Raw genomic sequence first — 18,664 nt, 5'->3', positions numbered from 1 at the left:
ACAACCGATGAAGATTACCGAGATCCGCACCCACCTTCTGGAACACAAGCTGGAGACGGCGTTTGAGAGCGCCTCCATGCGCTTCGACAAGCGGGTGCATCTGCTGGTCGAGGTGATCTGCGACGACGGCACAACGGGCTGGGGCGAATGCCTCGGCCCGGCGGGCCCGAACCGCGCCATGGTCGATGCCTACAAGCCTTGGCTCATCGGCAAGGATCCGCTGGAGACCGAGAAGCACTGGGCGGTGCTCTACAACGCGCTGCGCGACCAGGGGCAGCGGGGGATTTCCGTCTGCGCGCTTTCGGGCATCGACATCGCGCTGTGGGACATCAAGGGCAAGCACTTCGGCGTTCCGGTCTCGACGCTGCTCGGCGGGCGGTTCCGCGAGCGCATCCGCGCCTATGCGACCGGCTCGTTCAAGCGCGACGGGGTGGACCGGGTCGCCGACAATGCCGAGGAGACCGGGCGCCACGCGGCGGCGGGCTTCCACGCGGTGAAGATCAAGATCGGCTTCGATCCCGCCGAGGATCTGCAGGTGATCAAGGCAGTGCGCGAGGCCATCGGCCCGGACACCCGGCTGATGATCGACGGCAACCATGGCTACGACGTGATCGAGGCGGTGCGCGTTGGCAACGCCGCCGCCGAGTATGACATCGACTGGTTCGAAGAGCCGGTGATCCCAGAGCAGCTCGACGCCTATGCCGAGGTCCGCGCGCGCCAGCCGATCCCGGTGGCGGGCGGAGAGACATGGCACACCCGCTGGGGCTTTGCCGAGCCGCTGCGCCGGCGGGTGATCGACATCGCCCAGCCCGATCTCTGCGGCGTGGGCGGCTTCACCGAGGCAAAGCGCGTCGCCGACCTCGCGACGCTGCACGGGGTTCGGGTGGTGCCGCACGTCTGGGGCACCGCGGTGCAGATCGCCGCGGCGCTGCAGTTCATGGCGGCGATGGTGCCCGATCCGGTGAGGCGGGGTCCGATCGAGCCGATCATGGAGTTCGACCGCACCCACAACCCCTTCCGGCAGGCGGTGGTGACACAGCCTATCGAGCACGAGAATGGCTGGGTCAGCATCCCCGACGGCCCGGGGCTGGGGGTCGAGATCGACCGGGACGCGCTGAAGGAGTTCGCGCCGAAGGGGTGAATTTGCCTTGCCCGGAACAAGGCACGTAGTGCCGCCGGGCAGCGCCCGACCGCCCCTCAGGGCGGGCGCTTTCCACACGTTTCGCAGCGTTCAGGCGGACGGCGGGGTGGAGAGATAAAGTGAAGACCGCAACCATCTCAGCGCCCACCCGCGGTCGGGCACTGCCCTCCGTCGCACCCAATTGAGAGGACCAACCATGATCGACCGCAAACTCACCGGCCCTAACCCGAAGACGGCGATGCCCAAGGGCGCCTGCGACACGCAGATGCACATGTACCTGCCGGGCTACACGTGGCGCGAGGATGGCAAGGGCGTGCCCGCCGAGCCTCTGCCGACGCCCGCGATGTACCGGCAGGCGATGGGCTGGCTCGGCATCGACCGGGTGGTGATCACCCAGGGCAACGGACACGGCATGGACAACGCGAGCCTGCTCGCCTGCATCGCCGAAATGGGCGCCTGCGCGCGCGGCGTGGCGGTGATCACCGGCGAGACCTCCGACGCCGAGATGGTCCGGCTCGCTGAGGGCGGCATCGTCGGCGCGCGGATCATGGACCTGCCCGGCGGGGCGGTGGGGCTCGATCAGCTCGAGGCGGTGGATGCGCGCGCCCACGCGGCGGGCTGGATGATGGCGGTGCAGTTCGACGGCACCGCGCTGCCGGAACTGGAGCCGCGCCTCGGCAGGCTCAAATCCAACTGGGTGCTCGACCACCACGGCAAGATCTTCGGCGGTATGACTCCGGAGCACGTTGCCACGATCAAGCGGCTGGTTGACGGCGGAACCTGCTGGTTCAAATTCGCCGGCTGCTACGAGGCGACCACCACCTCGGGTCCCGACTATCCCGACATCGCCGCGCTCAGCCGCGAGATCGGGGCGCATGCGCCCGAGCGCATCGTCTGGGGCACCAACTGGCCGCACAACCATGCCAGCCGGACCGAGGACTATCCCGACGACGCGCATCTGCTGGATCTGGCGATGGGCTGGCTGCCCGATGCGGCGGCGCAGCACCGGGTGCTGGTGGAAAACCCGCAGGATCTCTATGGTTTTCCGAAGATGACCTGAGGAGGACTGGGAGGACCCATGGCAGATCATACGGCGCGCATCCTGTGTTACGGAGACAGTCTCACCTGGGGGCATGACCCCGCGAATGACGGCCTGCGGCACGCGATTTCCGATCTCTGGCCCTCGGTGCTTGCCGAGGCGATCCCCGAGGCGACGGTGCTGGCCGACGGGGTGAACGGGCGCAGCACGTCGTTCGACGATCACGCGGCGCCCTGCGACCGCAACGCCACCCGGACGCTGCCAGTGGCGCTGGCGGCGCATATGCCGCTCGATCTGGTGATCATCATGCTGGGCACCAACGACCTGAAGCCCAAGCATGGCGCGGTGGCCAGCGGCGCGCAGGCGGGGATGCGGCGGCTGATCCAACTGGTGCGGGGGTTTCCCTTCAAGCCCGCCTCGGCGCAGCCGCAGATCCTGATCGTCGCGCCGCCCTATTGCAACGCTCCGGCCAAGGGGGCACCCGACAGCCCGGCGCGGGTGGGGGAGTCGCATCTCTTCGCGCCGCTCTATGCCGAGCTGGCGGAAGAGGAAGGCGTGGCCTTCTTCGACGCAGGCCGCGTGGCGCAGCCCTCGCCGCTCGACGGGGTGCATCTTGATGCGGCCAACACGCGGGCCATCGGCGCGGCCCTCGTCGAGCCGGTGCGCGCTCTTCTGGAGCTCTGATCCTCAGGCCGGTGTCCGGGCGGCCAGCCGCTGCGCCGCCGCCATCATCAGCGGGCCGACCCCCTTGGCGTCATCCGCGACGATGTCCTCGCTGAGGTAATACTCGCGCGAGCCGTCGCGCATCTTGCCGTCGAAGCCGCCGAGGCCGGCGACGTGGCAGATGCGGGTGAGGCGGGTCACGCCGCCCTCCGTCTCGAGCCGGGTTTCGATCAGCGCGTCATGGGCGCGTTGCCCGGCGTCGAACCACTCGCCCAGCCCCAGTTCGGTGCCGCGCATCAGCGCGTAGGCGAACATCGCCGAGGCCGAGCTTTCCTCGTAGTTGCCCGGCAGGCCCGGCGCGTCCAGCACCTGCGGCCAGAGACCCGAGGGCGCCTGCTGGCGAACCACGGCGTTCAGCAACTCGGCGGTCTGGCGCTTCGGCGCGCGCTCGGGCACCAGCGCGCAGATGTCGACCAGTGCCATCGCCAGCCAGCCCACCGCGCGGGCCCAGACCGCCGCCGAGCGGCCGGTCTCGGGATCAGCCCAGCCCTGCGCCCTGGCCGCGTCGTAGCCATGCACGTAGAGCCCCGCCGGGCCGCGGGTCAGCTCGAGCGCCTGAGCAAGCTGGGACAGGGCATCGTCGATCAGCGCGGGTTGATTGGTGCGCAGCCCGTATTCGATCTGGAAGGGCAGCCCCATGTAGAGCCCGTCGAGCCAGACCTGGCTCGGGTAGCGCTGTTTGTGCCAGTAGTTGCCCGCCGCCGTGCGCGGATGGCGCGAGAGCTGCTGGGCCAGATGTTCGGCGGCCGCCATGTAGCGCGGATCGTCGGTTTCGTCCGAGAGGTGGAACAGGCAGCGCCCGGCGAGGATGTGGTCGATGTTGAACTCGTCGATCCGGTAGCCCGCGAGCGTGCCGTCCGGGGCGATCTGCGCGTCGGTCAGGCGCGTCAGGTGATCCCACCAGCGTGCCTCGCCGGTGGCCTCGTGCAGCAGGGCGAGGCCGCGGTAGACGCAACCGTCCTCGTAGCACCAGCTGCCGTTCTTGTAGTGGCTGTAGCGGGCCGCGAAGGCGTCGAAATACTCCAGAACATCGGGAAGGGTCATGGCAAGGCGGGGCTCCGGTTGAGGAAGGCATCGGTGCTGAGCGGGGCGTCGTCGGGGCGCAGATCGCCCTCGATGCGTGCATGTTCGGCGCGCACCCCGGCGTGGCGCAGGGCGCGCACGCCATCGGCCATGAGCGGCGGTTCGGGGCGCGCGGCGGGGTCGTGCGAGACGAGCGAAACCCGCGATAGGCGGATCGGGCCGATCGGGGCCTCGGGCAGCCCGAGGAAGGCGCCGAGGGCATGGGCGAGATTGCGGATCTCGACATCCTCCACGGTGATCTCGCCGATGCGCGGGGTGAGGGGGCCGACGGGCGCGGGTTCGCGGGACTGCACCCAGTCGGCGTGGCCGTCGTGGTCGCAGAAGTAATGCGCGTTGGCCGAGAAGGCGGTGAGCACCCCGTCCATGGTGACGTTGCGCATGGCGATGCGGGCGATCTCGCCGCCGCGGCCGCGCCTTGTCTTCAGCCGCAGCCCGCGGTCGGTGCCGACCATTTCGCAGTCCCGCACGGTGACGTCGGTGACGCTGCCGGACATCTCCGAGCCGATGACGCAGCCGCCGTGGCCGCGTTCCATCAGGCAGTGCTGCACGGTGACGCGGCGGGTGGGGCGCAGGTGGTCCTCCTCGGCCGCGTCGCCGCGCTTGCCCGCCTTGATCGCGATGCAGTCGTCCCCGACCGAGAAATGGGTGCCGAGGATGGTCACGTCCTCGCACATGTCGGGATCGAAGCCGTCGGTGTTGGGGCTGTCATGCGGCGCCTGAATGCTGAGGCCACCGGCGAAGAGATTGCGGCAGCCCTGCGGGTGGATGGTCCAGCTCGGGGCGTTGCGGATGGTGAACCCGATGAGGCGGGTGGCCTCGGCGTCGATGAGGTGCAGGCCGCGCGGGCGACGGGCGCCGTCCCGGCGCTCCTTGGCCCAGCTCCACCAGTCGCCGCGATCGCCGCCGCCGTCGAGCGTGCCGAAGCCCTCGATGGTCAGGTTGCGCGTTCCGATCGCGTGCAGCGGGGCGCGGAAGCAGGGTTCGGGCAGCCCCTCCCAGGAGCCGAGCATCGTGCCGTCGGGGTCGCGGGCGGGCAGGATCGGCCAGCCGCTGCGGTCCGAGGGGGCGGCGAGGGTGGCCCCTTCGGAAAGGTGCAGGATCATATCCGAGCGCAGCTCGACCGGGCCGCAGAGCCAGTCGCCGGGCGGGACGATCAGCGTGCCGCCCTTCGGCAGCGCCGCAATGGCGCGGTCGAAGGCGGCGGCGTTTTCGGCAGCGGCCCCGGGTGTGTCGGGCAGGCCGTCGCGGGCCCCGAAGTCGGTCACATCCAGCGCGCCGGGGCAGGGGGCGGTGGTGAAGTGCAGCGTCTCGCCGCCGCAGTCGACGTCATAGGCGGTGCCCGGCTCCAGCGGGCCGAGCGTCAGCACGACGCGGGCGGCGGCGCCCTCGGCCAGGGTCACGCCATCGCGGCTGAGGCGCCAGGGCCGGGCCGGGGAAAGCGTGAAGCGGGCGGGCGGCGGTGCGAGGCACAGCACGGCCATGCGCGGGGTCACCGCGGCGCAACGGAGGGTCATTGGACGGGCTTTCGTCTTGGTTGGGGTGGGGCGGCCCGGAGTGGCGGGCCGCCCGCAGGGAGGTATCGTGGCGTCAGTCGAACTGGCTCAGCACGTCGTTGGCGCCTTCGATGATGTAGGCGGCGGCCTCCTCGGCGCTGACCATGCCGTAGGAGAACTCCTCGAGCGTGTCGACGAAGGTGGCGCGCAGCTCGGGGTGCTCGTTGAAGGGCGAGACGGCGGGCCCCTCGGAGGCCATCATGATGTCATGCGCCTTGAGCAGCTCGGGCTGGATTTCGCCCGCGCCCTCGAGCCGCTCCAGCGCCACCTTCGAGGCCGGCAGGCCTCGGGTGACGCCAAGCGCGTCGATGCCCTCGGGCTCGTTGACGAGGCAGTTGAGGATCTCGGCCGCCGCTTCGGGGTGGTCGGAGTTCTTTGAGACGGCAAAGAGCATCGAGGGCTTGCGGTAGACGCCTTCGGTCACCGCGTCCTCGAAGGTCACCATGGGGACGGGGGTGAGCACCTCGCCTTCCTGCAGCGGATCGGAGAACTTGAAGTAGGTGCTGTCCCACTCGTAGGAGCCGGCGATCTTGCCCTCGGCCCAGGCGGTCTTCTCGTAGAGCTTCACGTTGCCCTCGGCGGCCTCGTCCTGACGCGACTGGATGGCGCCGGTGTCGACCATGCGCTGGTAGAGCTTGATGCCCTCGACCAGCTCTTCCGGGGTCCAGGCGACGCGGTTGGACTCGGGGTCGACGAGGTCCTTGCCGGTCTTCTGGGTGACGGCGAGCGAGACCAGAAGCTGGGCGCTTTCCGAGACGGCGTTGAACAGGCGGTAGTCTTCGCCCTCCTTGTCGCGCAGCGCCTCGGCGGCGCCGAAGAACTCCTCCCAGGTGGTCGGCGGGGTCAGCCCGGCCTCTTCCAGCGTGGTGGTGTTGAAGAAGAACACGCGGCCCGTGGTCGAGACCGGGATGCCCTGCACGTGGCCCTTCACCGTGACGCCGTCGAGATCGGCCTGCGGGTACTGCGACAGGTCCACCGCGCCCAGATCCTGTAGGTCGGCAAAGCCGGTGCCATCGCGCGAGAAGAGCGGTAGCCAGGGCCAGTTGACCTGGATGAGGTCGGCCTCGGTGCCGCCCGCCATCTGGGTGGTGAGTTTCTCGAGGTAGCCCGAGAAGCCGGTGAACTCGGGGGCGATGGTATGGCCGTATTTCTCGCCGCAGGCCTTTAGCGCCTCCTGCGTGGCGACGTGGCGGGACTCGCCGCCCCACCAGCTCATCCGCAGGTCGGCAGCCTGTGCCGACGACAGCGCGCAGGGCACCAGTGCGCTGGCGAGCAGCGCCTTTTTGATCGTTGATTTCATTTTGAAAACTCCTCCTCCTAGTTCTCGGATCAGCCCGCGAGGGGCAGGGATACATTCGCGCCGCTCGCGCGGTCGAAGATATGGGCGTGGCCAAGGTCGGGCGTCAGGCGGATGCGCTCGTCCGAGCGGTCGAGCGAGTCGTACTCGGCGGCTCCGGCGACGGTGGTGATCTCCTTGCCCTCGAGCATGGCGTGCAGGTAGACCTCGTGCCCCATGAACTCCGCCGAGCGCAGCCGGGCAGTGAGCCCGTTGCCCGCAGAGAGCTTCATGTGCTGCGGTCGGATGCCGAGCGCCGCCTCCTGCGGCTTGGCGTGCATCCGGTTCAGCACCGCGTCGTCGAGCGAGATAACCTGCCCGCCAAGGCGGAAGTCGGTGCCCTCGATCTCGCCGTCGATCACGTTCATCTCGGGCGAGCCGATGAAGCCCGCGACGAACAGGTTGGCGGGGCGGTCGTAAAGCTCCTTGGGCGTGGCGACCTGCATGATGTGGCCGTCCTTCATCACGCAGATGCGGTCGCCCATGGTCATCGCCTCGGTCTGGTCATGGGTGACGTAGACCACCGTGGAGGGGCGGCCCTCGGCCTTCAGACGCTTGTGCAGGTCGGTGATCCGCACCCGCATCGAGGCGCGCAGCTTGGCGTCGAGGTTCGAGAGCGGCTCGTCGAAGAGGAACACCTCGGGCTTCTTGATCAGCGCCCGGCCAAGCGCCACGCGCTGCGCCTGACCGCCCGAAAGCTGTTTGGGCAGCCGGTCGAGCAGCGGCTCGATCTCGAGGATGCGCGCCACCTCCTGCACGGCGGCCTCGCGCTCGGCCTTCGGGACATGCGCAAGACGCAGGCCGAAGGCGAGGTTGGAGCGCACCTTCATATGCGGGTAAAGCGCGTAGTTCTGGAACACCATGGCGATGCGGCGCTTGCCGGGGGGCAGGGCGTTGACGATGCGGTCGCCGATGCGGATCTCGCCGCTGGTCACTTCCTCCAGCCCGGCGATCATCCGCAGCGTGGTGGATTTGGCGCAGCCCGAGGGGCCGACCAGCACCATGAACTCGCCTTCTTCCACATCGAGGTCGATCCCGTGCACCGCCTTGAAGGCACCGCCATAGACCTTTTCGAGCTTGTTGAGTTGCAGACGTGCCATTGGATTATCCTTTCACCCCACCGGCAGAGATGCCTTCGATGAAGTATTTCTGAGCCATGAAGAACACGATGAGCGCGGGCGTGATGGTGAGCACGGACATCGCGAGGATGCGGTTCCATTCGAACGCCTCGGTCGTGTCGATCGAGAGTTTCAGCGCCAGGCTGACCGGGTACTTGTCGACCGAGCTGATGTAGATGAGCGGGCCGAGGAAGTCGTTCATCGTCCACATGAACTGGAACAGGCACACCGAGATGAGGGCCGGGGCCAGCATCGGCACCACGATGAACACCAGCGTCTGCCAGCTGTTCGCGCCGTCGACCCGCGCCGCCTCTTCCATGTCGCCGGGGATGGCGCGCAGGAATTGCACCAGCATGAAGACGAAGAAGGCGTCACCGGCAAAGGCAGAGGGCACCCAGAGCGGCAGGAAGCTGTCGAGCCAGCCGAGATCGCGGAACAGCAGGTACTGCGGGATGCGGGTTACCACGTTGGGCAGCAGCAGGATGGCGATGACCGAGCCGAAGAGCAGTTTCTTCAGCGGGAAGTCGAAGCGGGCGAAGCCGTAGGCCACCATCGTGCAGCTGATCGCCGTGCCGATCACCTTGGGCAGGATGATCAGGAAGGAGTTCAGGAAGAACCGCCCGAAGGTGTAGGGGGTCGAGGTCTCCCAGCCTTTCGCGTAACCCTCGGTGGTGGGCTCCTGCGGGATGAAGCCGGGGTTGGCGAAGATCTCGGCGTTGGTCTTGAAGGACGCGCCCACCAGCCAGATCAGCGGGTAGAGCATCATCAGCCCGACGCCGAAGAGGATGATGTAGCGCAGCGCGGCCGAGATCTTGGCGTTGCGGATCTGCCGGGCGTTGGCGGCGCGGGCCTCTGCAAGGCCGTCGGCGCCGGCAGAGAGGACATCGGAGGCGTGTGAGATATCGGTCATGTTCAGCTCCGCTTGTCGCCGGCGTAGTAGACCCACTTCTTCGAGGACCAGAAGGCCGCGAGGGTGAGCACCATGATGATCACGAAGAGCACCCAGGCGATGGCCGAGGCATAGCCCATGTCGAAGCGGCGGAAGGCCTCGTCGTAGATGTACATCGGCAGCAGGTAGGTGGACTTCAGCGGGCCGCCCTGGGTGATGATGTAGGGGCCGTTGAATTCCTGGAAGGCCTGGACCATCTGCATGATCAGGTTGAAGAAAATCACCGGGGTGATCAGCGGGATGGTGATGAAGATGAAGCAATGCGCCTTGCTCGCACCGTCGATCTCGGCCGCCTCGTAGAGCGATTTGTCGATCGACTGGAGCGCCGCGAGAAAGATCACCATGGCCGAGCCGAACTGCCAGCAGCGCAGCAGGGTGATGGTGAAGAGCGCGTTCTGCGGATCGCCGAACCAGTTCACCGCCTCGAAGCCGAGCCCGGTCAGCATCATGTTCACCAGCCCTTCGGAGGCGAAAATGTAGCGCCAGAGCACCGCGATCGCGATCGACCCGCCAAGGATCGAGGGCACGTAGAAGGCGGTGCGGAAGAAGTTGATGAACTTCAGCTTGTAGTTGAGGATGTAGGCGATGAAGAGCGCGAAGGCGAGCTTCAGCGGCACCGTGGTGAAGACGTAGATCAAGGTCACCGTCAGCGAACGGCGGAACGTCCGGTCCTTGGTGAAGAGATCAATGTAATTCTCCAGTCCCGTCCATCTTGGCGCCGACATCAGGTTGTAGTCGGTGAAGCTGAGATAGAGCGATGCCCCGAAGGGGATCATCGTGAAGACCAGAAGTCCGATGATGTAGGGCGACAGGTAGCCAAGCCCCAGGGCGCGCTTGCGCGTCATGGCCGGCCTCCCGTGCCGCGGCCCGCCGGAACGGCGGCCAACTTCGGCGAAATAAGCATGTGTCCTCCCGAACTGCGCGGAGATCGCCCATCCCGTAGCGTCAGCTGGCCCCCTCCTCGGGGCTGGCGGGTGACAGGCGGTCCTGTACAGTTGTATGATGAATTCATGACAGATGGCGAGCTTGGATTGAATTCACCAAGATGGCGAAAAAGATGGACGAAATCGGAGGTTCAATTCTCGACCGGGTGCCCGCCACGGCGCTGACCCTGACGCTGACCCGCTCGGCCATCCGCATGCAGCATTCGAAACTCTGGCGGATCGAGAAGGAGAACCCGGTCGAGGATCTGGTGATCGCGCTCGACGGGCAGGGGGAGTACATGGTCGGCGAGGAGCGCTTAACGCTGGCGCCGGGCGAGGCGATGCTGCTGCGCCGGGGCGAGACCTTCCGCGGCTGGAACGAGGGTGCCGATCTCTACACCGGGCTGGCGCAGCACTTCACGTTGGGGATCTATGGCGATGCCGACCTCATCGCGCAGATGGACCTGCGCCGGAAGGTGCGGCTCTCGCGCTGGCACGAGCTGGCGCCGCTGATCCGCGGCTACCGCGAGAGCGCGCCGCCGAACTCGGTGACGCTGATGCAGCATCATCTCTTCATGGTCTTCCTGATCGCCTTCATCGACGACGCGTTTCTCGGCTGGCGGCAGGGCGGTGCGGTGCCCATCGACGGGGCGGCGGCGATCGATCTGGCGGTGATGAAGGCGGCGGCGCAGATCTCCACCGCGCCTCTCGATCCCGAGGTGGCGGCGCAGGCGGTCGAGGCAGCGCCCTACAACGCCGACTACTTCCACCGCGCCTTCCGCGACCGGCTCGGGCGCACGCCGCGCCAGTACCAGGAATATTGCCGGATGGAGCGGGCCATGTCGCTGCTCGAGCGCGGCATGGGCCCGTCGCAGGTGGCGGCGGAGATCGGCTATGCCGACCCCTATTACTTCAGCCGCGCCTTCAAGCGTCAGATGGGCATCAGCCCGCGCGGTCACCAGCAGCGGGTGAAGCGCGCACAGGACGGCCAGGTCATGGGCATGGACGAGGCCGATCAGGCGCGGGCGCTGGGGCAGGGGTAGGGTTGGCCCGGAGTCAAGGCCGAAGGCCGCCGGGCAAGCGCCTGACCGTCCCTGCGGGCTGGCGCTTTGTCGTCCTCGTGCAACCTTCGCATGTCGTCCGGGTTTGGCCAGGATAAACCGCACCCGGCCAAGGTTGCAGCGCCACCCCACGGGCAGGCGCTCGCCCGGCTCACGGTGCAGTGTTGACGAGGTTAAAGAAAATCGTCCCGACGCGGGGTGAAGCAGTCGATCAGCCGCCCGGCCTCGTGGCATTCGCAGCCGTGCTTGGCGCCCGAGGGAATGACGAAACTGTCGCCCGGCTTCACCTCGAAGCTCTCGTCGCCGAGGAAGAAGGTGAAGCGCCCGCTCTCGCAATAGGTCGACTGCACGTGCGGGTGGTGATGCATCGCGCCCTGCGCGCCGGTCTCGAAGCGGAAGGAGACGACCATCAGCTCGGGGCTGTCGGCGAGCACCTGGCGGGCGACGCCGGTGTCGGGGAAGACGACGGGGAAATTGCTCATGAGAAGCTCCTGATAGGGCTACTGCCCGGTCTTGCGCAGCAGGTTGCGGTAGCGCGACTGCGCCCCCTTGAGGTGCAGGCGCATGGCCAGCCGCGCGGCGTCCTCGTCGCCATCGAGGATCGCGGTGACGATGGCCTCGTGCTCGGCGTCGATGGCCTGCAGGTAGGTGGCCGTGGCGGCGTCCTTGGTGTCGCTCAGCGCATGGCGCGGGATCAGGCTGGCGCCGATCATCGACAGGAAGTCGCGGAACCGCGGGTTGTTGGTGGCATCGGCGATGGCGAGATGCAGCGCGAAATCGGCCTCGACGGTCGGCTCCCCGGCGGCGGCGCGGGCGCGCAGCTCGGTCAGCGCGTGCAGGATCAGCTCTTCCTGTGCGGGCGAGCGGCGCAGGGCGGCGAGACCGGCGGCCTCGACCTCGACGGCGGTGCGCAGTTCGAGCATCTCGATCATCGAGGAGATGCGCACGAAATCGATGTTCTGGAACGGCAGGTCCAGCTCGGGGCGCGCGTCGAGCACGAAGACTCCGGCGCCCTGCCGCGGCTCGACCAGCCCGTCGTAGCGCAGCGAGGCGACCGCCTCGCGCACCACGGTGCGGCTGACCTCGAACTCCTCGGTCATCTTCGCCTCGCTCGGCAGACGGGTGCCGGGCGGGTATTGTCCGCTCTCGATCTGCGCCCGCAGGCGGTCGCGCACCTGTTCGACGAGGGTCTTGCCGCTGCCGCGCGAGGGGCGGGCTGTTCTGACTTTCTGCTCGGTCACGTTCTTGGTCTTCTCGCTCCTGGCTCGGGTGTGATCTATAATACAGGTTTCCGGAAGGCTGTCCACGTCGGGCACCGGGACGTTCGCGCCAGCCTGTCCTCGTCGCCGCATCTGCGATCCCCGTCAAAGCCGGAAATTATGGATGTGTTTCAGGAAGGTGTACGTCTCCGTGCTGCCGGCTGAGGTGCCGGCGCTCATTCGCGCAGAGGTCTGACTGCTTGCCAATGTTGTATGATAACATCTTGAAGGCGAGGCCCATCCGTGGTTCCTTGGCGGCGACCGTCTGGCCGGCGCCGGCCGGGCAGGGAGAGATTCTGGGAGAGAGCACATGCTGACCGTCGAAACCCGCCACGCCATCCATCCGACCCACGCCCGCGACATGTGGACCGAGGAGCTGCGCGAGCACTTCCTTGCGCAGGGCATGTTCCGCGAGGGCGAGATCCGCCTCGTCTACACCCATTACGACCGCTTCGTGCTGGGCGGCGCGGTGCCGGGCGGCGGGACGCTCACCCTCGACGTGGTGGAGGAGACGAAGACCCCGAGCTTCCTCGATCGCCGCGAGATGGGCATCGTCAACATCGGCGAGGCGGGCACCGTCGAGGCAGGCGGCGAGACCTACGAGATGGGACGCGGCGACGTGCTCTACCTCGGTATGGGGAGCGGTGCGGTGAGTTTCTCGGGGGCCGGGCGCTTCTACATCACCTCCTGCCCGGCGCATAAGGCCTACCCGTCGAAGCTGGTCACCCTTGCCGACTGCAAGGAGGTGACCATGGGCGCGCCCGAGACCTCCAACAAGCGCACGATCAAGCAATTCATCCACCCGCAGGTGATGGAGAGCTGCCAGCTGATCCTCGGCTACACCTCGCTCGAGGAAGGCTCGGTCTGGAACACCATCCCCAGCCACATCCACGACCGCCGCATGGAGGCCTACCTCTACTGGGGCATGGACGAGGACAGCCGCGTGCTGCACCTGATGGGCGAGCCGGACGAGACCCGCCATCTCTTCGTTGCCAACGAGGAGGGCGTGGTCAGCCCGAGCTGGTCGATCCATTCGGGCGCGGGCATCGGCGAATACACCTTCATCTGGGCGATGGCGGGCGACAACGTCGATTACACCGACATGGACTTCATCCAGCCCAAGGACCTGCGCTGATGTCGGGGCTCTTCTCGCTCGAGGGCAAGCGCGCGCTGGTCACCGGCGCCAACACCGGCATCGGCCAGGCCATCGCGGTGGCGCTTGCCGGGCAGGGGGCGTCTGTGACCTGTGTCGGCCGCCGCGCCTGCGACGAGACGGTGGGGATCATCGAGGCGGCGGGCGGCACGGCGGACTCGCTGCTGCTCGACTTCTCGGACCCGATGGCGGCGAAGGACGTGTTCAAGGGCGCGGGCTACGCGCTGCTGGTCAACAACGCGGGGATCATCCGCCGCGCCGACAGCGTGGACTACTCAGAAGACGACTGGGACGCGGTCGTCGACGTCAACATGAAGGCGCTGTTCTTTACCTGCCAGGCCTTTGGCCGCGAGCTGATCGCCCGGCGGCAGGAGGGTGCGGTGGTCAACATCGCCTCGCTGCTGTCCTTCCAGGGCGGCATTCGGGTGCCGGCCTATACCGCCTCGAAGCACGGGGTGGCGGGGATCACCAAGATCCTGGCCAACGAATGGGCGCCGCATGGGATCACCGTGAACGCCATCGCGCCGGGCTATATCGCCACCAACAACACCGAGGCCCTGCGCGCGGACCCGGAGCGGTCGAAGGCCATTCTCGACCGCATCCCCGCCGGTCGTTGGGGCGACCCCGAGGACATCGGCGGCACGGCGGCCTACCTCTGCTCGCGCGCGGCGCGCTACGTGACCGGGGCGGTGCTGAACGTCGACGGCGGCTGGCTGGCGCGCTGAACGTTTGCCGCGCTTGCGGCGAGGGCGGGACCGCCTCCGGCGGGCGTATCTTGAAAGAGAAGAAGCGGCGGGGCGCGATCCGGGGTGGGTCGCGCCCCTCTCTTGAGAAATGCGGTTCGGGGGCCATCTGAAGGGGAGCAAATCGAAAGGCTTCTCCCATGTCCCGCATCCTTCTCATCGGCGCCACCGGCGGCGTCGGCCATCGTCTACTGCCGCTGCTGGTCGAGGCCGGCCACGCGGTCACCGCTCTGCATCGCACGCCCGATCAGGCGGAGGTGCTGCGCGCGCAGGGCGCCGCGCCGCTGCAGGACGACCTCATGGAGATGGATGCTGCGGCGATGACCAGGGCCGCCGAAGGCCATGACGTGATCGTCTTCTCGGCGGGGGCGGCGGGCAGCGGGCTCGAGCGCACCGCCGAGATCGACGGGCAGGGCCCCCTCAAGGTGATCGCAGCGGCGCAGGCCAATGGCATCTCGCGCGTCTATCTCGTGTCGGCCATGCCCGAGGCCGGGCGGGGCGGCGAGGTGAAGCCGAAGTTCGAAGTCTACATGAAGACGAAGAAGGAAGCCGACGCTGCGCTGGCCGCCACCGATCTCGACTGGGTGATCCTGCGCCCCGGCACGCTGCTGCACGAGGATGGCGACGACGCGGTGAGCCTGTCGCACGCGCTGCCCTATGGCTCGGTCAAGCGTGGCAACGTGGCCGCGGTGCTGGCGCGGCTGATCGACACGCCGGCGATCAGGCGCGAGATCGTCGAGCTGACGGACGGCGATACGCCGGTGGCTGAGGCGGTGGACGCCCTAGTCCGCTGAGGGCGGGGGCAGCAGGTCCATGTCTTCGCCGGTCAGCTCGCGGCGCATCATCTGCAGCGTGACGTTGTCAGGGTTTCTCTGCAGGGCCTCGCCCAGCAGCGCGCGACCCCGCGCCTCGTCGCCGGTGGCGAAGGCGATGCGTATCTGCATGATCCAGGCATCGCTGAGCTGCGGGTCGAGGAGGCTGGCCTCGGCGAAGGCGTTCGAGGCGGCGGGCATGTTGCGCATCACCAGCGCCATGCCGCCCATCTGCAGGTGGGTTTCGGGGAAGTCGAGACGGCTGGCCATGGAGGCCTGCCATTCGCCGAAGGCCCTGCGTAGCGCCTGCTCGTAGCGTCCGGGCATATGGGCGATCTGCGCGTCGAGCATCGACTGCGCCGCGGCCATACGGACCGAGCGCGAGGGATCGCTGAGCGAGTTCATGATGCGCGGCGCGCGTTCCATTGCGGGGGCGACGCGCTGCAGCCGCACCGCGGCGCTGCGCACCAGCGGGTCGGGGTCCTGCAGCAGGGCTTCCAGCGCCACGGCCTCGGCCGGGTCGCCGGCCTGCTCCAGCAGGTAGATCGCCGTGGCGCGCACGATACCCGCCATGTCCGTGTCCTGCGACAGGCTGCGCAGTCCGGGCGCGGCGCGGGCGGCATCGCGGCGGCCGTGCGCCAGCACCTCGCCGTAATGCGGGCCGCGGTGGGTGCTTTTGGGGAACCACGCCTCCAGCGTGGCTGCGGCCCATTCGGGGGTCTGCTCCTCGTGGCAGGTGGTGCAGGCGTCGGGGGCGCCGGTCTCGGCGGTGAGGTCGGGGCGCGGGATGCGGAAGGAATGGTCGGCCCGCCAGTCGTTGCCCATGTAGACGCGCTCGACCATGTGGCAATTCTTGCACTGGGCACCCGCCGAGCCTTCGGGGTGGTGGGTGTGCTCGGGCCCGTCGAAGACCTGCAGCGGCAGCGAGGGAAACTCGGGGTTGCCCGCCGGGCTGTGGCACTGGGTGCAGACGGCATTGCCCACGGCGATCAGCTCGGCCTCATGCGGCAGGTGGCAGTTCGAGCAGCTCACCCCTTCGGCGTACATCTTCGACTGCAGGAAGGAGCCGTAGACGTAGACCTCGTCGAGGATTTGCCCGTCGGCCTCATAGGCGCCCTCGCGCAGCAGCGAGAGGTTGTAGGTGTCGTGGTAGGGCGTGCCGGGCACCGGGTTCCCGTCGGTATAGGGCTCGCGCCGCGAGTGGCAGGTTGCGCATTGCTCTATCGCCTGCGCGGGCACCGACATGTCGACGGTGAAGCCGGAGGCGGGGGGCGGGGCCTCCTGCGTGGTCTCGTAGGTCTCGGCCCAGTTCACATGCGCCGAGCCGGGGCCGTGACAGGCTTCGCAGCCGACGCCGATCTCGACCTGCGTCGAAGCGAAGCTGCGCGCCTGCGGATCGTAATTCGCCTCGAAGCCGGTGGCATGGCAGGCGGCGCAGCGGCTGTTCCAGGTCTTGTAGGGGCCGGTCCAGTGCAGCCCGTCGTCGGGGGCGTAGTTCTGCTGCGGGTAGAGGTGGAACCAGTCGCCCTTTTCCGTGTCCCAGACCACGTCGAAGCTCTGTAGGCGGCCGGGCGCGGTCTCGAGGATGTATTGCTGTAGCGGCTCGACGCCGATCACCGAATGCACGTCGTATTCGGTGGTCACCCCGTCACGTTCGGTGACGCTGACATGGGCCTTGCCCTCGGGGGTGAGGCTGAAACGGGCCTGCATGTCGCCGAGGGTGAACTCGGTGCCGTCGAAATCCGCGGTGATGTTGTCCGGCGTCGCCGCGGTCCAGGCGAGGGCATGGTGCGAGTCTTGCCAGGCCTCACCGGCGGCCTCGTGGCAGGCGATGCAGCGCTCGGAGCCGAGGTAGTCCTGTGCCAGCGCGGCACCGGTGCCCAGGGCGAGACCAGGAGCCAGTACGAGGAGCATCAGGAGGCGGGCGAGACGATGCGGCATGGAATGGGATCCGGCGTAAAAATTTCAGGCAGAAAAACGACTTGGGCGCGGCGCGCGCCAAGGCGATCCTTTCCGAGTGATGTCGCTGCGTCAACCCTTGGTGGTGTTGCGCGGGGCGGCTTCAGTCGAGGCTGATCCTCAGTTGCCAGTCGCCGCCCGCGCCGCTGCGGTCGGCAAGCCGGAGCAGCAGCTCCCCGCCCTCGGGCAGCACCAGCGTGACCGGGGTTCCGGCATCGCCGCGGGCGAGCAGCGTGGCGGGGCGCACGAAGGCGGCGAGGCCGATATTGCCCGGGGCGTCGAGGGTGAGTGTCACCGCTTCGTCCGCCGGGGCGCTGGTGACGAGATCGAGGATGCCGGCGGGCGGCAGCGTGCCGTAGAGAAGGCCGCCGCCCATTTCCATGTTCCGGATCTCGGTGGCGGGCACGTCGGGGCTGGCGAGCGCCGCCGGGTCGGCCCCGGCGAAGGACGCGAGATAGCCCGCCGCGACCCATCCTGCCCGCGCACCGTCGAGGCTCTGCAGTTGGCACCAGGGCTGCGGGTCCGAAACGCAGCCGAGGTTGCGCAGCAGGGCGCCGGGATCGAGCTCGGTGATCACCGGGGCCTCGGTCGAGGGCGCGCCGCGCATTCGCAGCGTGCCCTCGCTGGTGACGTAGACGAAATCGGTCTGCGGCAGCACCGGCGCGGGTTGCGCCTGCAGCGGGGCCGCGAGAGGCAGCGCAGCGAGCAGGGCGCGCAGCGGCGGGAAGAGCTTCATGGCCGGGGTGCCTCTTCGGGCTCGGGCGAGCGCAGCAGCCCGCTCTGCATGATGACGAAGCCGCGGTCCGAGCGGCGGTCGGGGGTGGCGGCGATGTCGGAGATCACCAGCGTCAGCCCGGGGTGTGCGTAGCCGAGCAGCCGCTCGCGGGTCGCGGAACTTAGCACCAGCCGGTCGAGGATGCTCGACTCCGGCTGCAGCGGCCGCGCGGGGTCGGGCTGGTGGGTGACGCCGAGCCAGCGCAGGCGGCCCTGCGCGGCGGCGCTCAGAACCAGCACATGCTCGCCCAGCGGGCGCTCGTCGTCGAGCAGGAAGCTCTCGGTCAGCACCTCGCGCCCGTCGCGCAGCAGGGTGATGCGCCGGTCGGGCGAGGTGACCAGCGCGGTGGTGATCGGGAAGGGGTCGCTCTCGTCCCATTCATCGGGCCAATCGGAGGGGCGCTGCCGCACCTCCAGCTCGCGCACCGCGCCGTCGAGCTCGGCCTCGCTGAGCCGGGCCAGCACGAAGCCGGGGTGGATCAACTCCCAGGGGTCGCTGCTGTGGCCCGACACGATGACCGGCGTGCCGAGGTGGGTGACCTCGAAGAGCCGCCTCGAGAACTCGATCGGCAGGCGCACGCAGCCATGCGAGGCCGGGTAGCCCGGCAGGTTGCCCGCGTGCAGCGCGATGCCGTCCCAGGTGAGCCGCTGCATATTGGGCATGGGGGCGTTGTTGTAGAGCGAGGAATGGTGGTCGACGTCCTTTTGCAGGACGGTGAACACCCCGGTGGGGGTCTCGTGGCCCTCCATGCCGCTGGTGCAGGTCGAGACGGCGATGCGGATGCCGTTGCGATAGACGTGCACGCGCTGCTCGGGAAGCGAGATGATCACCGCCACCGGGCCGCGCGGCGCGCGTTCGGGGTGCCAGGTGAACTCGCCGGGGACCATGCGGTCGATCTCCAGCGGCAATTCCTGCGCCCGGGTCATGGGGGCCATGGGGGCGAGCGCCAGCGCGGCACCGCCGGCGCGCAGCAGGCGGCGGCGGGTCAGCATGGCGCGTCTCGGTGGTGCGGCGCGGGGCGCGGGGCGGGAGGGAGG

Annotated in this window: 18 protein-coding genes; 7 read left to right on the top strand and 11 right to left on the bottom strand. The window is 68.4% G+C overall.

Features of this window, described 5'->3' with window-relative positions:
- The first annotated feature begins 7 nt into the window (after positions 1 to 7).
- The 3 genes from LC039_RS07165 (at position 8) to LC039_RS07155 (ending at position 2,864) form a co-directional block, all read left to right on the top strand.
- Complete coding sequence (locus tag LC039_RS07165) at positions 8 to 1,141, top strand: mandelate racemase/muconate lactonizing enzyme family protein (RefSeq protein ID WP_226622676.1); 1,134 nt, start codon at positions 8 to 10, stop codon at positions 1,139 to 1,141.
- A 196-nt stretch (positions 1,142 to 1,337) separates the two neighbouring features.
- The gene (locus LC039_RS07160) at positions 1,338 to 2,201 is read left to right on the top strand and encodes an amidohydrolase family protein (RefSeq protein ID WP_226622674.1); all 864 of its coding nucleotides are present in this window, start codon (positions 1,338 to 1,340) and stop codon (positions 2,199 to 2,201) included.
- An 18-nt stretch (positions 2,202 to 2,219) separates the two neighbouring features.
- A complete protein-coding gene (locus tag LC039_RS07155; RefSeq protein WP_226622672.1) occupies positions 2,220 to 2,864 on the top strand; it encodes an SGNH/GDSL hydrolase family protein in 645 nt (214 codons plus the stop codon).
- 3 nt (positions 2,865 to 2,867) lie between these two features.
- On the opposite strand, the gene LC039_RS07150 is transcribed toward LC039_RS07155, so the two are convergent.
- The 6 genes from LC039_RS07150 to LC039_RS07125 form a co-directional block, all read right to left on the bottom strand.
- Positions 2,868 to 3,947 carry a glycoside hydrolase family 105 protein gene (locus LC039_RS07150; protein WP_226622671.1) on the bottom strand — a complete coding sequence of 360 codons (1,080 nt, stop codon included), beginning with the start codon at positions 3,945 to 3,947 and terminating at the stop codon, positions 2,868 to 2,870.
- Positions 3,944 to 5,500, bottom strand: coding sequence for a glycoside hydrolase family 28 protein (locus LC039_RS07145; protein ID WP_226622669.1), 1,557 nt, complete (start codon positions 5,498 to 5,500; stop codon positions 3,944 to 3,946). The genes LC039_RS07150 and LC039_RS07145 overlap by 4 nt, the downstream gene beginning before the upstream one ends.
- Before the next feature lie 73 nt (positions 5,501 to 5,573).
- Complete coding sequence (locus LC039_RS07140; RefSeq protein WP_226622667.1) at positions 5,574 to 6,839, bottom strand: ABC transporter substrate-binding protein; 1,266 nt, start codon at positions 6,837 to 6,839, stop codon at positions 5,574 to 5,576.
- Positions 6,840 to 6,868: 29 nt separating this feature from the next.
- The gene (locus LC039_RS07135; RefSeq protein WP_226622666.1) at positions 6,869 to 7,975 is read right to left on the bottom strand and encodes an ABC transporter ATP-binding protein; all 1,107 of its coding nucleotides are present in this window, start codon (positions 7,973 to 7,975) and stop codon (positions 6,869 to 6,871) included.
- Between the two features lie 4 nt (positions 7,976 to 7,979).
- Positions 7,980 to 8,903 carry a carbohydrate ABC transporter permease gene (locus LC039_RS07130; protein ID WP_226622664.1) on the bottom strand — a complete coding sequence of 308 codons (924 nt, stop codon included), beginning with the start codon at positions 8,901 to 8,903 and terminating at the stop codon, positions 7,980 to 7,982.
- 2 nt (positions 8,904 to 8,905) lie between these two features.
- Positions 8,906 to 9,787, bottom strand: a complete 882-nt coding sequence (locus LC039_RS07125; RefSeq protein WP_226622663.1) for a carbohydrate ABC transporter permease — start codon at positions 9,785 to 9,787, stop codon at positions 8,906 to 8,908.
- Between the two features lie 212 nt (positions 9,788 to 9,999).
- Here LC039_RS07125 and LC039_RS07120 point away from each other — a divergent pair, with 212 nt between their 5' ends.
- Complete coding sequence (locus LC039_RS07120; protein WP_226622661.1) at positions 10,000 to 10,908, top strand: AraC family transcriptional regulator; 909 nt, start codon at positions 10,000 to 10,002, stop codon at positions 10,906 to 10,908.
- Positions 10,909 to 11,099: 191 nt separating this feature from the next.
- On the opposite strand, the gene LC039_RS07115 is transcribed toward LC039_RS07120, so the two are convergent.
- Together LC039_RS07115 and LC039_RS07110 are read right to left on the bottom strand one after the other, a co-directional pair.
- The gene (locus LC039_RS07115; RefSeq protein ID WP_226622660.1) at positions 11,100 to 11,408 is read right to left on the bottom strand and encodes a cupin domain-containing protein; all 309 of its coding nucleotides are present in this window, start codon (positions 11,406 to 11,408) and stop codon (positions 11,100 to 11,102) included.
- 18 nt (positions 11,409 to 11,426) lie between these two features.
- Positions 11,427 to 12,167 (bottom strand): FadR/GntR family transcriptional regulator, encoded by a 741-nt coding sequence (locus LC039_RS07110; RefSeq protein WP_226622659.1) that lies wholly within the window; start codon positions 12,165 to 12,167, stop codon positions 11,427 to 11,429.
- 328 nt (positions 12,168 to 12,495) lie between these two features.
- Between LC039_RS07110 and kduI the strand changes: the two genes are divergently transcribed.
- The 3 genes from kduI to LC039_RS07095 all read left to right on the top strand — a co-directional run bounded on the left by kduI (position 12,496) and on the right by LC039_RS07095 (position 14,875).
- Positions 12,496 to 13,320, top strand: coding sequence for a 5-dehydro-4-deoxy-D-glucuronate isomerase (gene kduI / locus LC039_RS07105; RefSeq protein WP_226622658.1), 825 nt, complete (start codon positions 12,496 to 12,498; stop codon positions 13,318 to 13,320).
- The gene (gene kduD / locus LC039_RS07100) at positions 13,320 to 14,063 is read left to right on the top strand and encodes a 2-dehydro-3-deoxy-D-gluconate 5-dehydrogenase KduD (protein ID WP_413463816.1); all 744 of its coding nucleotides are present in this window, start codon (positions 13,320 to 13,322) and stop codon (positions 14,061 to 14,063) included. The genes kduI and kduD overlap by 1 nt, the downstream gene beginning before the upstream one ends.
- A 158-nt stretch (positions 14,064 to 14,221) precedes the next feature.
- Entirely contained in the window at positions 14,222 to 14,875 is a 654-nt protein-coding gene (locus LC039_RS07095) for an NAD(P)H-binding protein (RefSeq protein WP_226622656.1), read from the top strand.
- Here the strand turns inward: LC039_RS07095 and LC039_RS07090 are convergent.
- From LC039_RS07090 to LC039_RS07080, 3 genes are all read right to left on the bottom strand, one after another.
- A complete protein-coding gene (locus tag LC039_RS07090) occupies positions 14,864 to 16,834 on the bottom strand; it encodes a multiheme c-type cytochrome (protein ID WP_226622650.1) in 1,971 nt (656 codons plus the stop codon). The genes LC039_RS07095 and LC039_RS07090 overlap by 12 nt on opposite strands.
- Positions 16,835 to 16,955: 121 nt before the next feature.
- Complete coding sequence (locus LC039_RS07085; RefSeq protein ID WP_226622649.1) at positions 16,956 to 17,588, bottom strand: SH3 domain-containing protein; 633 nt, start codon at positions 17,586 to 17,588, stop codon at positions 16,956 to 16,958.
- On the bottom strand, positions 17,585 to 18,619 hold the full coding sequence (locus LC039_RS07080) for a L,D-transpeptidase (RefSeq protein ID WP_226622646.1): 1,035 nt from the start codon (positions 18,617 to 18,619) through the stop codon (positions 17,585 to 17,587). The genes LC039_RS07085 and LC039_RS07080 overlap by 4 nt, the downstream gene beginning before the upstream one ends.
- Positions 18,620 to 18,664: the final 45 nt, after the last annotated feature.

Source organism: Alloyangia pacifica (assembly GCF_020524285.1).
Classification (GTDB): domain Bacteria; phylum Pseudomonadota; class Alphaproteobacteria; order Rhodobacterales; family Rhodobacteraceae; genus Salipiger; species Salipiger pacificus_B.
This window is presented reverse-complemented; position numbering and strand designations above follow the sequence as displayed.

Coding starts and splice junctions, on each gene's coding strand:
- LC039_RS07085 (WP_226622649.1), bottom strand. CDS start 17,588: ATGAAGCTCTTCCCGCCGCTGCGCGCCCTGCTCGCTGCGCTGCCTCTC.
- kduI (WP_226622658.1), top strand. CDS start 12,496: ATGCTGACCGTCGAAACCCGCCACGCCATCCATCCGACCCACGCCCGC.
- LC039_RS07130 (WP_226622664.1), bottom strand. CDS start 8,903: ATGACCGATATCTCACACGCCTCCGATGTCCTCTCTGCCGGCGCCGAC.
- LC039_RS07150 (WP_226622671.1), bottom strand. CDS start 3,947: ATGACCCTTCCCGATGTTCTGGAGTATTTCGACGCCTTCGCGGCCCGC.
- LC039_RS07135 (WP_226622666.1), bottom strand. CDS start 7,975: ATGGCACGTCTGCAACTCAACAAGCTCGAAAAGGTCTATGGCGGTGCC.
- LC039_RS07080 (WP_226622646.1), bottom strand. CDS start 18,619: ATGCTGACCCGCCGCCGCCTGCTGCGCGCCGGCGGTGCCGCGCTGGCG.
- LC039_RS07090 (WP_226622650.1), bottom strand. CDS start 16,834: ATGCCGCATCGTCTCGCCCGCCTCCTGATGCTCCTCGTACTGGCTCCT.
- LC039_RS07120 (WP_226622661.1), top strand. CDS start 10,000: ATGGACGAAATCGGAGGTTCAATTCTCGACCGGGTGCCCGCCACGGCG.
- LC039_RS07095 (WP_226622656.1), top strand. CDS start 14,222: ATGTCCCGCATCCTTCTCATCGGCGCCACCGGCGGCGTCGGCCATCGT.
- LC039_RS07125 (WP_226622663.1), bottom strand. CDS start 9,787: ATGACGCGCAAGCGCGCCCTGGGGCTTGGCTACCTGTCGCCCTACATC.
- LC039_RS07160 (WP_226622674.1), top strand. CDS start 1,338: ATGATCGACCGCAAACTCACCGGCCCTAACCCGAAGACGGCGATGCCC.
- LC039_RS07145 (WP_226622669.1), bottom strand. CDS start 5,500: ATGACCCTCCGTTGCGCCGCGGTGACCCCGCGCATGGCCGTGCTGTGC.
- LC039_RS07115 (WP_226622660.1), bottom strand. CDS start 11,408: ATGAGCAATTTCCCCGTCGTCTTCCCCGACACCGGCGTCGCCCGCCAG.
- LC039_RS07155 (WP_226622672.1), top strand. CDS start 2,220: ATGGCAGATCATACGGCGCGCATCCTGTGTTACGGAGACAGTCTCACC.
- kduD (WP_413463816.1), top strand. CDS start 13,320: ATGTCGGGGCTCTTCTCGCTCGAGGGCAAGCGCGCGCTGGTCACCGGC.
- LC039_RS07140 (WP_226622667.1), bottom strand. CDS start 6,839: ATGAAATCAACGATCAAAAAGGCGCTGCTCGCCAGCGCACTGGTGCCC.
- LC039_RS07165 (WP_226622676.1), top strand. CDS start 8: ATGAAGATTACCGAGATCCGCACCCACCTTCTGGAACACAAGCTGGAG.